Below are 13,036 nucleotides of genomic sequence, written 5' to 3' on the forward strand. Positions count from 1 at the left end.
CTTCTTATGAGAGCATTAACCCTGATGTTTGGACTGTTGATCAGTTCATTTGCGGCCAGCGCTGCCGATATGTCACGCGGCGCCGATAACTTTTATCAAAGCGATAAAGTCACCCGCGAGAAAGTCACCTTTAAAAACCAGTATCAGATGGGTGTGACTGGCACGCTGTACAGACCAAAAGAGGCCGGTAAAACGGCGCGCCTTCCGGCGATTGTGGTAGGTCATCCGATGGGCGCAGTCAAAGAGCAGAGCGCCAGCCTCTATGCGCAGAAAATGGCTGAGCAGGGATTTGTTACCCTGGCAATTGATCTTTCTTTCTGGGGCGAAAGTGAAGGCCAGCCGCGCAACGCTGTCTCTCCGGATATCTATGCCGAAGACTTCAGCGCCGCCGTGGATTACCTGGGTACCCGCGAATTTGTCGATCGCGACAGGATTGGTGTGCTGGGCATCTGTGGCAGTGGCAGTTTTGTCATCAGCGCAGCGAAGATTGATCCCCGCATGAAAGCCATTGCTACCGTCAGCATGTATGACATGGGGTCAGCCAACCGTAATGCGCTGAATAAAAGCCAGACACTGGCGCAGCGTAAGCAAATCATTGAAGCGGCGGCACAGCAACGCTATGTAGAGTTCACCGGGGGTAAAACTGAGTACACCAGTGGTACACCACATAAAATCGATGCTGATTCGCCTCCGATAGCCAAAGAGTTCTATGATTTTTACCGGACGCCTCGCGGTGAGTTCACACCGAAAAACAGTTCAGCTGCGCTCACCACGCACCCGACGCTCACCAGCAACGTGAAATTCATGAACTTCTATCCGTTTAATGACATTGAGACCATCTCACCGCGCCCGATGCTCTTCATCACGGGTGATAAAGCGCATTCACGCGAGTTCAGCGAAGATGCGTTCCAGCGTGCGGCACAGCCCAAAGAGCTCTATATCGTGCCTGATGCAGGCCATGTGGACCTTTATGACCGCACTGACCTGATCCCGTTTGCGAAGCTGACCGCCTTCTTTAAACAGCATTTGTAATCTTCCGCTGATCATTGATCCCAGCCCGTCTGCAGCCGCCTGCAGACGGGCTTTCTGCGTTATTGGCCTTTGCGATGGCGGGTCAGGTAGTGCTTCACCAGCACAAAGAAGAGCGGAACAAAGAACAGCGCCAGTACCGTGCCTGCCAGCGTACCGCCGATGATACCGGTACCGATGGCGATGCGGCTGTTAGCACCGGCGCCCGTCGCCACCGCCAGCGGGATCACACCGGCGATAAAGGCCAGCGACGTCATCATAATCGGCCGCAGACGGGTTCGCGCTGCCTGCAACGCAGCCGCGCTCAGCGAACTTCCCCGACGAACCGCATCCTCCGCAAATTCGATGATCAGTATCGCGTTTTTGGAGGTGAGTCCGACCGTGGTCAGCAACGCCACCTGGAAGTAGATATCGTTGCTTAACCCGCGCAGTGCCACCGCCAGCACGGTACCCAGTACGCCGAGCGGCACCGCTAACAGCACGGAGAAAGGCACCGACCAGCTCTCATACAGCGCAGCAAGACAGAGGAACACCACCAGAATCGAGATCGCATACAGCGTGGTTGACTGCCCGCCCGCCTGCTTCTCCTGCAGCGAAAGACCGCTCCATGCTCCTGTGGTCCCTGCCGGGAGTTCATTGGCCAGTCGCTCAATGGTGTTCATGGCATCGCCGGAGCTGAACCCTTCGGCGTTCTGCCCCTGTATTTCGTAGGAGGCAGAGCCGTTGTAGCGGTTAAGGCTTTCGGGTCCCATGGTCCATCGGGTCGAGGCAAACGCCGAGAAAGGCGTCATGGTGCCCTCACTGTTACGGATGTACCATTTATCCAGATCCGAAGGTGATGAACGATACTGACCGTCGCCCTGAACATAGACCCGCTTTACCCGACCCCGGTCGATGAAGTCATTGATATAGGCACCGCCCCAGGCGCTGGTCAGCGTATCGGTCACGTCATCCAGCTGCAGTCCCAGTGCCACCGCTTTGCTGGTATCAATATCGACCTGCAACTGCGGCGTTTGCGGCAGGATATTGGCCCGCACGCCGAGCAGTTCCGGGCTTTGCGCTGCGCGTTGTAAGAGCTGATCGCGCAGGTTGCCCAGTTGCTCACGCGTGGTGCCACCGCTGGCCAGCAGCTCATAAGTAAAACCGTTGTTCTGTCCCAGACCCGGCACCGACGGCGGCGTCAGCGCAAAGATCTGCGCATCCCGAATCGACGCCAGCGCGTAGGTGGCGCGCCCGGCAATCGCTTCGGCAGAGTTTTCACTACCCGGTCGCTGATCCCAGTTCTTAAGCTTAATAAACGCCATACCGGCATTCTGCGCAGCACCGCTGAAGTTAAAACCGTTGATGGTGAAGACCACATCAATATTCTGTTTCTCTTCAGTCAGGAACCAGTCAACAATCTGCTGATTGACTGCCTCAGTGCGACTGGCCGTGGCACCCGCTGGCAATGTCGCCTGAAGCATGATGCTGCCCTGATCTTCAGTCGGCAGGAAGCTACCCGGTAAGCGGGTAAACATCACAAACAGCACAACGCCCATTGCCGCATAAAGCGATACCATGATCAGCGGACGGCGCAGAGTGCTCACCACTTTGTGACGATACTGGCGCTCGGTGGCGGCATAAAAGCCGTTAAAACCGCCAAAGAAGCCTTTACGATGGGGTGAGGTCGGCCGCAGCAACATGCCACACAGTGCAGGCGTCAGGGTCAGTGCCACCACCACGGAGAAGGTCATGGCGGCGATGATGGTGATGGAGAACTGCCGGTAAATCACACCGGTCGACCCGGCGAAAAAGGCCATGGGCAGAAATACCGCGGATAGCACCAGCGCGATAGCCACCAGCGCGCCGGAGATCTCTTTCATCGACTTTTCCGTTGCCTCACGCGCCGGCAGACCTTCGTCATGCATAATGCGTTCGACGTTTTCGACGACCACGATGGCATCATCCACCAGCAGCCCGATGGCCAGCACCATAGCAAACAGCGTCAGGGTATTGATGGTGTAGCCGCAAAGCGCCAGTACGCCAAAGGTGCCGAGCAGTACCACCGGCACCGCCAGCGCCGGGATCAGCGTCGCACGGATGTTCTGCAGGAACAGGTACATCACCACCACTACCAGCGCGATCGCTTCGATCAGGGTGATCACCACATCCTCAACGGAGATTTTGATGAAGTCAGTGCTGTCGAGCGCATAGGCCACCTCATAACCTTCCGGCATTGAGTGGCGATACTCTTCAACTTTGTTTTTCACCAGCGTCGCGGTGGCCAGCGCATTCGCGCCCGGTGCCAGCATCACTCCGACCCCTGCCGCAGGATGCCCGTTGAGTCGGGTGGTCATGTCATAGGATTCGCCGCCCAGCTCCACCCGCGCCACATCACCCACGCGCACGATGGCACCGCTTTTGTCGCTTTTGACGATGATGTTTCGGAACTGCTCTGGCGTCTGCAGTCGCGACTGCGCTCTGACCGTGGCGGTGAGCTGCTGATTATCAGGCGATGGCAGGCCGCCGATTTTACCGGCTGAAACCTGAATGTTCTGCGAGCGTATCGCCGCCGACACATCGGAGGGCTGCAACGCAAAGGAGTTTAGTTTGAAGGGATCGAGCCAGATGCGCATCGCGTACTGACCGCCGAACACCTGGATGTCACCGACCCCTTCGGTCCTGGCCAGCGGCTCCTGCATATTACTGACCAGCCAGTCACCGATATCCGTGCTGTTGCTTTTGCCCGTGGTGTCATACAACCCCATCACCAGCAGGAAGTTTGACTGCGATTTGGTGACGGTAACACCAAGCTGCTGCACTTCGCTGGGCAGACGGGAAAGCGCCTGCTGCACCTTGTTCTGCACCTGCACCTGAGCCGTGTCCGGATCGGTGCCCTGACTGAAGGTGACGGTAACCGACACATTCCCCTGTGAACTGCTGCTGGAGGTAAAATAGAGCAGATTATCCAGCCCGGTAAGCTGCTGCTCGATCACCTGCGTGACGCTGTTCTCCAGCGTCTCCGCAGAAGCACCGGTATACGTTGCGCTGATATTCACCGAAGGTGGCGCAACATCGGGATATTGTTCAACCGGCAACAGGGTAATGGAGAGCGCGCCAAGCAGCATGATTAAAATGGCAACAACCCATGCGAAAACGGGACGATAAATAAAAAAACGAGAAAACATCAGCGGGATCTCTTCCTTTTGGGCGGGTGCAAAACCTGCATTCCTGCAGGCTAACAAACAGCGTTGATTATAGGATGTAACCTCAGGCTGAACATCCTGACGTTATCTTTTCTTAAGGCTGGCTGAGTGCGGCGATATTCTGGCGCTCTCCTGTCGATTAATCTGTTTGGTGCTGGCGCGAGTTTGAGTCTCTGGACTGCTCCAGTAAGCACTGTAAAATCGCCGTTCTTGTCGCAGACTTCAGGAGATGCTCGATGGCGCATAAACCCCTGGCTGAGATGAAAGCCAGACTGATGCAAAGAGATGATTTTCAGGCAGCCTATGAAGCTGAAGCGCGCAAGGAGCGACTACAGGCCTTGTTAGCCGAGTGGCGCAGAGATGCAGGATTAAATAGTGCTGATGTCGCAGCCAGAATGGGTATCGCCCCCTCGACACTCTCACGCATGGAAAAAAACATTATGTCAGCCAGCGTGGAGAATCTTTCTAAATACGCGAGAGCATGTGGCGTAAAAGAGGCTACGCTGTTTTTCAGCTAATCCTCTGGATTTTAAAGCCTCCCGTCCCGCGGAACACGATGATTTCTTCTTCTGTTCCGTTATGGGATATATTGGCATCACTATCGTGAAATTTTCTCTGCATAACAGGTTATCCCGGCAATGGCTTTGATCCCTAAAAACTATACGCGGCTGGAAAGCGGCTACCGTGAGAAAGCACTTAAAATCTATCCGTGGGTGTGTGGACGCTGCTCACGCGAGTTTGTTTATTCAAACCTGCGCGAACTGACGGTTCACCATATCGATCACGATCATACCAACAACCCGGAAGATGGCAGTAACTGGGAGTTGTTGTGTCTCTATTGTCATGACCACGAGCACTCAAAGTACACCGAGGCTGACCAGTATGGCACCCGTGTAGTGGCTGGCGAGGACGCACAAAAAGATGTCGGCGAGGCAACCTACAATCCCTTTGCTGACCTGAAGTCGATGCTGAATAAGAAGAAGTAATGACTGAACTGTCAGGCTGGCCGAAGAGAATCACAATGTCGGGCCGCGGCCAGAACATAACGTAGTCCGTCATGCCAGAGGTCACCCTGGCCAGACTCAGCGCGATATGAATCCTTTACCAGCCGGTTATTTCAGATTTTGATATCAGTTATGGCCGGGTGAACCGTACGTCAATCCCCCCCTCACCGACACGCTTTTTGAGGCTATCTGTCGACAGCACCTTTCCTATTGGCGTGTAGCTATAGGAGGTCTGGAATGTCTCGTAAAAAAGAACCAGCGTCTTATTGCCATACAGCATCACATCGCCCTGCAGGATCGTGCCGGGTTTGTGCGGATCGTTATTAAGAGCAGCAGGCAGGTCTGCAAACTTCTCATTGCCGTTCAGCTCCTCCATCGTCATGGTCAGCGGGAGTTGCTGTACAAATGCTTTCGCGGTGGCGTTATCCGCCAGCGCAATCTCATACGACTGATGGTTGATCGTCATAATAATCTTCATGGGACGCAGCTCTCCTGCCCGAACCGGGCCACTGGCTTTAGCGGGTATCAGACTATAGGTGGAAAGTAAGACCAGAAAAAGTAAGGCTCTTTTCATAAGGTTGCTCTTCGGATTATGGTGCATCTGTTCAGACATGGAGTGCGTTACTGCGATCGCCGTCCAGCCCTGAATAAACTGGCTCACTTACCCGCCGTTATCTGATGGTAAAGATTTATCCTTCACCCTTTCCCTGCATCATCCTCCTGTCGGCGGAACTCGCGCACCGCTTATTCTGCAACAGCCTGGATGCGCTGCGCTTCATCTGATGTGCTGAACTGATTTGCGGCTTACGTTTCGGACTGTCGAAACATTTTGAGAAATAATTTCCCTGAATAACAGCCGGTTTCCACGTTGTTGCAACTATTTCTGTACCAGGCTTAATAAATAACAACAGAGACAATGTGGAGCATTATGAAAGAGCAAAATCGCACAAATGGCATCGCTCCTTATGGGGGTGCCGCCGGAGGCTGGGGCGCATTGAAGGCGGTTGCCGATGCTATCCGCGGCCAGATGTCTGTGAAACAGGATGTGATCGCCCTGTTTAAAGTCAACCAGCCGCAGGGCTTTGACTGTCCGGGCTGCGCCTGGCCCGACCCGCAACATGCCTCATCTTTTGAGTTCTGCGAAAACGGCGCAAAAGCCGTCTCCTGGGAAGCGACCAGCAAGCGCACCACACCGGAATTTTTTGCCGCCCATACCGTGACTGAACTGTGGGAGCGCAGCGCACTGCATCTGGAGGGCGAAGGCCGCCTGACCCATCCGATGAAGTACGATGCCGCTACAGATACCTATCAGCCCATCGAATGGGAGACGGCATTCCGGGAGATTGGAGAACATCTGCGCAGCTACGACGATCCGGACAGCGTAGAGTTTTATACCTCGGGACGCGCCTCCAATGAAGCGGCGTTTCTGTGGCAACTCTTCGCCCGCGAATATGGCACCAATAACTTCCCCGACTGCTCAAACATGTGCCATGAACCGACCAGTGTCGGGCTGCCGGAGTCAATTGGCGTCGGCAAAGGGACGGTAGAGCTGGAAGATTTTGATCACTGCGACCTGGTGCTTTGTATCGGTCACAATCCAGGTACCAACCATCCGCGCATGCTGGGCACGCTACGGGAAGTGTCGAAACGCGGTGCCACTATTGTGGCGATCAACCCGCTGCGTGAACGTGGCCTGGAGCGCTTTACTTCGCCGCAGAGCCCGATTGAAATGCTGTCAATGAGCTCCACTGAGCTGGCATCGACCTACTACAAGGTCAGGGTTGGCGGTGACGCAGCGATGTTGAAAGGGGTGATGAAGATCCTGCTCACTATGCACGAGGAGGCGCTGAGCAAAGGCGAACCCGGCGTCATTGATGAAGCGTTTATTACTGAGCACACTGAAGGCTTTGACGCCCTGAAAGCCGACCTGGAAAGCACGGACTGGGAGCATATCCTGAAAGTCTCGGGCATGGCGCGTGAGGAGATCCAGCATATCGCCCGGCTCTACGCCAGCGCTGAACGTACCATCATCTGTTATGGCATGGGAATTACTCAGCACCAGTACGGCACTCAGAACGTGCAGCAAATCGCTAACCTGCTGCTGATGCGCGGCAATATCGGCAAGCCGGGTGCAGGTATCTGTCCGTTACGCGGTCACTCCAATGTGCAGGGCGATCGCACAGTGGGCATCACAGAGATCCCGCCGCAGTCGCTGCTGGATGGCATAGAGAGGGTGTTTGGTTTCCGCCCGCCGCAGAAGCATGGTCACGGCGCCATTGAGGCAATAAAGGCGATGCGCGACGGCAAAGCCAAAGCGTTGCTGTGTCTGGGCGGCAACCTGGCGGAAGCGATTTCCGATCCACAGGTCACGTTCCCGGCGATGCGCAATCTTGATCTGGTGGTACATATGGCGACCAAACTGAACCGCTCGCACCTGTTACTGGGTAAACATAATTATCTGCTGCCGGTGCTGGGCCGAACAGAGACCGATGTTCAGGCAACCGGCGCGCAGAGCGTCACCGTGGAAGATTCGATGTCGATGGTGCATGCCTCACGCGGTTCGCTGGATCCCGCCTCACCCCATCTGAAGTCTGAACCGGCGCTGGTCGCCTCACTGGCGAAGGCAACGCTGCCGGACAGCGTGGTTGACTGGTCGGCCATGGCAGCCGATTACAGCCGCATCCGCGATGCCATTGAAGCGGTGTTCCCGGCGTTTGAAAACTTCAATGAGAGGATTAAGCATCCGGGTGGATTCCGGCTCTATAACGCCGCCTCAGAGCGCGTATGGCTGACGCCATCTGGCCGTGCGCAGTTTAAAGTGATGCAGGGCATCAATGAAGATCCCCGGTCACTGAAGTGCCATGATCTGGTGCTCACTACCCTGCGCAGTCACGATCAGTACAACACCACGCTTTACGGGCTGAATGACCGCTATCGTGGCGTGACAGGCCGCCGCGATGTGCTGTTTATCAATGCAGAAGAGGCGGAGAAGCGACAGTTACGGGTCGGTGACCGTGTCGATCTGATGGCGCTGGACCCGGATGGCAATCCCACTTCGCGCCAGATGAAAAACCTGACCATCGTGATTATTGATATGGCCCCAGGTTCGGTCGGCGCTTACTACCCGGAGGCCAATGTGATGGTTCCGCTTGACAGCCACGATACCAAAAGCGGCATTCCCGCCTATAAAAGCATTCCGATATCCATGACTCGTGTAACTGACGAGACCCGGACGACCTCAGGCGTTTTACGCTAGTCAGGCGTCTCAATACGTGAATGTTGCCAGCGTGGCCGGTGCTCCGGTCACGCTGTTTTCATTGTTGCGCCCTGAAGTTTTATCGATCCTCTCTGCCTGCTTTACCGCCTGTAAAGCACCCGACGTGAAGCAAGCCTGACGGTAACATCATATACACTACAGTCCTGAAAACGGCTCTATAAACGATCGACTCTTTTTTGCCTGCGCAGATGTTCAGCGCCCTACCGGAAAACTGCCATGTTTCACCTGATTTTCAGCTTACCCAGCTGGTATGTAATTGCGCGCGTCATTATTCCTTTGTCCCTGCCATTGGCTATAAAGATCCTGCTCTCCGCTCTGGTGCTGCTGGCGTCACAATATCTTCTGGTGAGCCGTTTTACCTCGGGCGGGATCTTCTCCGCTGAAATGCCCCGCATCATCATCATTCTGTTTAACTGGGCGTACAGCACCGTGCTGCTGCTGGCGCTGCTTCAGATGCTGATGGATGCGGTCATGCTGATTGCCCTGCTGTTGCGTCATCCGCTGGAGCTGGTTCCCGGTGTTCGCTATCTGGCCGTTGTGCTGGCGATGGGGCTGGCTGCCTTTGGCGTTCAGCAGGCGATACGCGTGCCGCCGGTCAAAGAGGTGACCCTTACACTGCCCAACCTGCCCGCTGAATTCGATGGCTATCAGCTGCTGCAGCTGACCGACCTGCATATCACCCGGTTGTTTAATGCGGGCTGGACCGCCGCAATGGTTGAACGGGCAATGTCTCTCAAAGCCGATCTGATTGTGGTCACGGGCGATGTGATCGATGGCAGCCTGGCGCATCGACGGCAGGACGTTGCGCCGCTGCGCGGGCTGGCAGCGCCTGACGGCGTATGGGCTATCACCGGCAACCACGAATATTTCTTCCATCAGGCAATCTGGACGGCGCATCTGGCCTCTCTGGGTCTGCAACCTCTGCTCAACAGCCATACCGTGATCCAGCGCGGAACCGCAAAGCTGGTGATTGCCGGCCTGCCGGACGCCTCCGCACCCGGCAGAAACGCGGTCGGCCCGGATCTGGCCCGCGCGCTGGAACTGGCACCTGAAAACGCGCCGGTAATCCTGCTGGATCACCAGCCACGCAATGCACGCCAGAACGCAGCGCAGGGCGTGGATGTGCAGCTCTCAGGACATACACATGGCGGCCTGATTATCGGGCTGGACAGGCTGTTTGCTAAACCCAACGCCGGGTTTGTTTCCGGGCTTTATCAGGTCGGCGGAATGCAGCTCTATGTGAATAACGGCACGGCACTCTGGCCAGGCATGGCGGTGAGGCTGGGTCGTCCCTCAGAACTCACCCGGATTACCCTTCGCCGCCAGCCGTAATCGCGTAACGAAATGGCCTCAGGAAAGTGCGGTTTTCGCAGGTGTGCATAAGATTGAGTGAGACAAAGGAGATCACCATGACGATGTTATGTACCGCCTGCGGAACGGCTTATCCCGCTCATTCCACTCATCAGCACTGTAAAATCTGTGATGATGAACGCCAGTACGTTCCAGCCGCCGGTCAGCGCTGGCTCGCGTTTGATGAACTGCGCGCCAGCCACGCCAATAAGTGGACGGCTCACAGCGATGCGCTGTTAAGTCTTAAAACCGTGCCTGAGTTTGCCATTAACCAGCGCGCTTTTCTGCTGCGCACGCCGCATGGCAACGTACTGTGGGACTGCATTGCCAACCTTGATGATGCCACCTACACGTTGATCGCGGCGCTGGGCGGCATTGATGCTATCGCGATTTCACATCCGCACTACTACACCACCATGCAGGAGTGGGCTGAAGCGTTTAATGCGCCCATTCATCTGCACGCCCGGGATCGCCAATGGATTGTGCGGAAGAGTCCGCATATCCAGTTATGGCAGGGCGAGTCGCTGACGCTGATGCCCTCTGTGACGCTGTTACGGCTGGGCGGCCATTTTCCCGGCGGCAGCGTGCTGCACTGGGACGAAGGTGATGGGATGATTCTGGCGGGTGATATTATCCAGGTCACGCCGGGTGCGCATGGCGTGTCGTTTATGTGGAGCTACCCGAATATGCTGCCGCTGTCAGCCGCTACGGTAGGCGACATACTGCATAGGCTCTCCGGCGTGACATTCGGGCAACTGTATGGCGCGTTTGAAGGGCAGGATATCCATCAGCAGGCAAAAGAGAAGGTGATGCGGTCGGGCGAGAAGTATCTGGCCTGTCTGCAGGATCATCAGGCGTAGCGCGGAATAAACGCTGAGAAGAGAACAGCCGCCCACAGGCGGCTGTTTAACACCATTATGCGGTCTGGAACACCGCAACCATCGTACGTAACTGCCCTGCGCGCGCGGCGAGTTCATCAGCTGAGGAGGCCGACTCTTCTACCAGCACGGCGTTCTGCTGCGTCACCTGATCCATCTGGTTCACCGCAATATTGACCTGCGAGATGCCACTGCTCTGCTCTTCGGATGAAGAAGTGATGTCGCGCATCAGCTGAGAGGTCTGTTCAATGGCGCTGACGCTCTGTTTCACCTTATCGCCAGCGTTCTGCGCCATGGCGATCCCTTCCTGCGCGTGGCCGACTGACTGCTCAATCAGACCCTTGATCTCTTTAGCTGCACTGGCTGAACGTTGTGCCAGTGCCCGCACTTCCGACGCGACGACCGCAAAACCTTTACCCTGCTCACCAGCGCGTGCCGCTTCAACGGCCGCATTCAGTGCCAGAATGTTGGTCTGGAAGGCGATACTGTCGATCACCGAGGTAATCTCTTCAATTTTACCTGAGCTGCCACGAATTTTGTGCATGGTCTCCATCACCGAATCCATTGCTGCACCACTGGAGAGTGCAGCCTGCGTGGCAGATTCTGCACGGGCAGAGGCAAAGCGCGTGTTATCCGCGTTCTGCTGAATGATTGCCGCCAGCTGCTCCATGCTGGCAGCCGTTTCAGCCAGTGAAGCCGCCTGTTGCTCGGTGCGCGACGACAGATCGCCATTGCCACGGGCAATCTCTTCTGAGGAGTTGGCGATGGTAGCCGCGTTACCTTTGATATCCGACACCAGCTGAGCAAGACGCTGCTGCATCCGCATCAGTGCATTCAGCAGCTCAGCCATCTCATTGCTGCCGGAAACGTTCAGCTGTGCCGTCAGATCGCCCGCCGCGACGCGGCTGGCAACTTCGACCGCTTCTTTAACCGGCCGGGTAACAGAACGGGTGATCATCACGGCCAGCAGAATGGCCAGCAGCGCGACGGCAAACAGACCTGCCAGTAACAGATATTGCGCATAGCGGCGTTCCTGGATCTGCGTCTGCATCATTCCTTCCAGACGATGGCTGGTTTGTTCACCCAGCTCGCCGTAACGGTTAATCGCCTGGGTAAAGATCCGTACATAGTCAACCGGCGTCACGCTGGCGTGACCGCTGACAAAGACACTATCAGCCAGATTCAGCGCACTCAGCGCCTGCTGGTTCGCATCCTGTGCCAGATTGCCAAAGGTGGTTTTAAGATCTGGCTCAATGGAAAATACTTTATCCATGTTGCCGCTAAACTGTCTCAGCGCCGTTTTGCCATAATCAAGCTGAAATGCCATGCGGCTGCGATCGGCATCCGACACATTCCCACCCGCAATCAGCGACGTGCCGCTAGCACGAATCTGTCCCAGCGTTTCAGTCAGTTGCGGCAGGCGACTAAAGATACTGACAATCAGCTGGTAGGTATTCAGATCGGCATCCAGCGATAGCTGATAAAAATCAAGTACATCCTGGTTCGTATCGAGTAGCACCTGAATCAGCTGAGCATGTCGCGTCAGGCTGGTTGCCAGGGTCAGTTTGCCCGCGTTAATATCGTTCTGCAGCTGGCTCCACTCCTGATTAACCCGCTCCAGCCGCTTCAGCGGCTGCGCCTGCTCATTATTCTGACGTAATTCGTCAGCAATCGTCTGAGATAAGCGATTAACCTCACTGACCAACGCCATACGTGGCGCGTTATCTGGCTTGTTCAGCGAGATAGCGATCGCGCTTTCCGCACGGTGCCGCTGCAGCAAGTTCAGCAACTTGAGCACCTTTCTTTCGACCGGTATACCGGTCAGTTCCACATTCTTTGTATCAATAAGCTGGTTGCCCGTCTGAATAAACAGAAAGGTGGGTAAAATAAACAGCACCAGCGCAAAGGATCCGAGTAACAGGAATTTCGCTGGCAAATTAATCCGGTCGAGTATTTTTTTCATTCTTTTCCGCTCTGATGTGTGAGACGTGCAGGTGTGTAGCGCACGAAATAGCTTTCGTAATATTATTTTTACCGTTTCTTTGACATAGCCAGAGATGCCTCATGCAGCACAATGTCGCTATGAAGAAAGGAGTTTCGTAAAAAAATCAGAAGTACATATAACACGGAAGGGAGTATAGATTGCGCTGCGTTATTTTACAGTGAATAAAATGACAATATTTACTTCAATATCTGCCTAAGCCAAACTTAAAAAAATACCTTACAAATCATAAAATTGAAATAAAAACACCTGGCAAAAAGCATTAAGCAACGAGCCTGACTTCAGCGTTATTGTTTTGAAGATAAATAAAT

General features: G+C 55.2%; 9 protein-coding genes. 6 read left to right on the forward strand and 3 right to left on the reverse strand.

The window, feature by feature from the left end; genetic code table 11:
- Positions 1 to 6 precede the first annotated feature (6 nt).
- A complete protein-coding gene (locus tag HFD95_RS18055) occupies positions 7 to 1,032 on the forward strand; it encodes an alpha/beta hydrolase (RefSeq protein ID WP_033759924.1) in 1,026 nt (341 codons plus the stop codon).
- Between the two features lie 59 nt (positions 1,033 to 1,091).
- Here HFD95_RS18055 and HFD95_RS18060 read toward each other — a convergent pair whose 3' ends face one another.
- Positions 1,092 to 4,196 carry an efflux RND transporter permease subunit gene (locus HFD95_RS18060; protein ID WP_167430578.1) on the reverse strand — a complete coding sequence of 1,035 codons (3,105 nt, stop codon included), beginning with the start codon at positions 4,194 to 4,196 and terminating at the stop codon, positions 1,092 to 1,094.
- A 254-nt stretch (positions 4,197 to 4,450) separates the two neighbouring features.
- On the opposite strand from HFD95_RS18060, the gene HFD95_RS18065 reads away from it, so the two are divergent.
- Together HFD95_RS18065 and yajD are read left to right on the forward strand one after the other, a co-directional pair.
- Entirely contained in the window at positions 4,451 to 4,732 is a 282-nt protein-coding gene (locus HFD95_RS18065; RefSeq protein WP_181955275.1) for a helix-turn-helix transcriptional regulator, read from the forward strand.
- 120 nt (positions 4,733 to 4,852) lie between these two features.
- Positions 4,853 to 5,200, forward strand: a complete 348-nt coding sequence (yajD, locus tag HFD95_RS18070; protein WP_003850685.1) for an HNH nuclease YajD — start codon at positions 4,853 to 4,855, stop codon at positions 5,198 to 5,200.
- 148 nt (positions 5,201 to 5,348) lie between these two features.
- On the opposite strand, the gene HFD95_RS18075 is transcribed toward yajD, so the two are convergent.
- Positions 5,349 to 5,879 carry a cyclophilin-like fold protein gene (locus HFD95_RS18075; RefSeq protein ID WP_243208640.1) on the reverse strand — a complete coding sequence of 177 codons (531 nt, stop codon included), beginning with the start codon at positions 5,877 to 5,879 and terminating at the stop codon, positions 5,349 to 5,351.
- 267 nt (positions 5,880 to 6,146) lie between these two features.
- Here HFD95_RS18075 and HFD95_RS18080 point away from each other — a divergent pair, with 267 nt between their 5' ends.
- The 3 genes from HFD95_RS18080 (at position 6,147) to HFD95_RS18090 (ending at position 10,705) form a co-directional block, all read left to right on the forward strand.
- Positions 6,147 to 8,474 carry an FdhF/YdeP family oxidoreductase gene (locus HFD95_RS18080; protein ID WP_033770142.1) on the forward strand — a complete coding sequence of 776 codons (2,328 nt, stop codon included), beginning with the start codon at positions 6,147 to 6,149 and terminating at the stop codon, positions 8,472 to 8,474.
- A gap of 237 nt (positions 8,475 to 8,711) precedes the next feature.
- Complete coding sequence (locus HFD95_RS18085) at positions 8,712 to 9,827, forward strand: metallophosphoesterase (RefSeq protein WP_124890793.1); 1,116 nt, start codon at positions 8,712 to 8,714, stop codon at positions 9,825 to 9,827.
- 77 nt (positions 9,828 to 9,904) lie between these two features.
- Positions 9,905 to 10,705, forward strand: a complete 801-nt coding sequence (locus tag HFD95_RS18090; RefSeq protein ID WP_010256989.1) for an MBL fold metallo-hydrolase — start codon at positions 9,905 to 9,907, stop codon at positions 10,703 to 10,705.
- A 55-nt stretch (positions 10,706 to 10,760) separates the two neighbouring features.
- On the opposite strand, the gene HFD95_RS18095 is transcribed toward HFD95_RS18090, so the two are convergent.
- Complete coding sequence (locus HFD95_RS18095) at positions 10,761 to 12,686, reverse strand: methyl-accepting chemotaxis protein (RefSeq protein ID WP_010256986.1); 1,926 nt, start codon at positions 12,684 to 12,686, stop codon at positions 10,761 to 10,763.
- Between the last annotated feature and the right edge of the window lie 350 nt (positions 12,687 to 13,036).

The organism is Pantoea sp. EKM10T, from assembly GCF_011800685.1.
Classification (GTDB): Bacteria; Pseudomonadota; Gammaproteobacteria; order Enterobacterales; family Enterobacteriaceae; genus Pantoea; species Pantoea agglomerans.

Excerpts from the sequence above, each read along its gene's own strand:
- HFD95_RS18095 (WP_010256986.1), bottom strand. The coding sequence starts at position 12,686 with ATGAAAAAAATACTCGACCGGATTAATTTGCCAGCGAAATTCCTGTTA.
- yajD (WP_003850685.1), top strand. The coding sequence starts at position 4,853 with ATGGCTTTGATCCCTAAAAACTATACGCGGCTGGAAAGCGGCTACCGT.
- HFD95_RS18090 (WP_010256989.1), top strand. The coding sequence starts at position 9,905 with ATGACGATGTTATGTACCGCCTGCGGAACGGCTTATCCCGCTCATTCC.
- HFD95_RS18085 (WP_124890793.1), top strand. The coding sequence starts at position 8,712 with ATGTTTCACCTGATTTTCAGCTTACCCAGCTGGTATGTAATTGCGCGC.
- HFD95_RS18060 (WP_167430578.1), bottom strand. The coding sequence starts at position 4,196 with ATGTTTTCTCGTTTTTTTATTTATCGTCCCGTTTTCGCATGGGTTGTT.
- HFD95_RS18080 (WP_033770142.1), top strand. The coding sequence starts at position 6,147 with ATGAAAGAGCAAAATCGCACAAATGGCATCGCTCCTTATGGGGGTGCC.
- HFD95_RS18065 (WP_181955275.1), top strand. The coding sequence starts at position 4,451 with ATGGCGCATAAACCCCTGGCTGAGATGAAAGCCAGACTGATGCAAAGA.
- HFD95_RS18055 (WP_033759924.1), top strand. The coding sequence starts at position 7 with ATGAGAGCATTAACCCTGATGTTTGGACTGTTGATCAGTTCATTTGCG.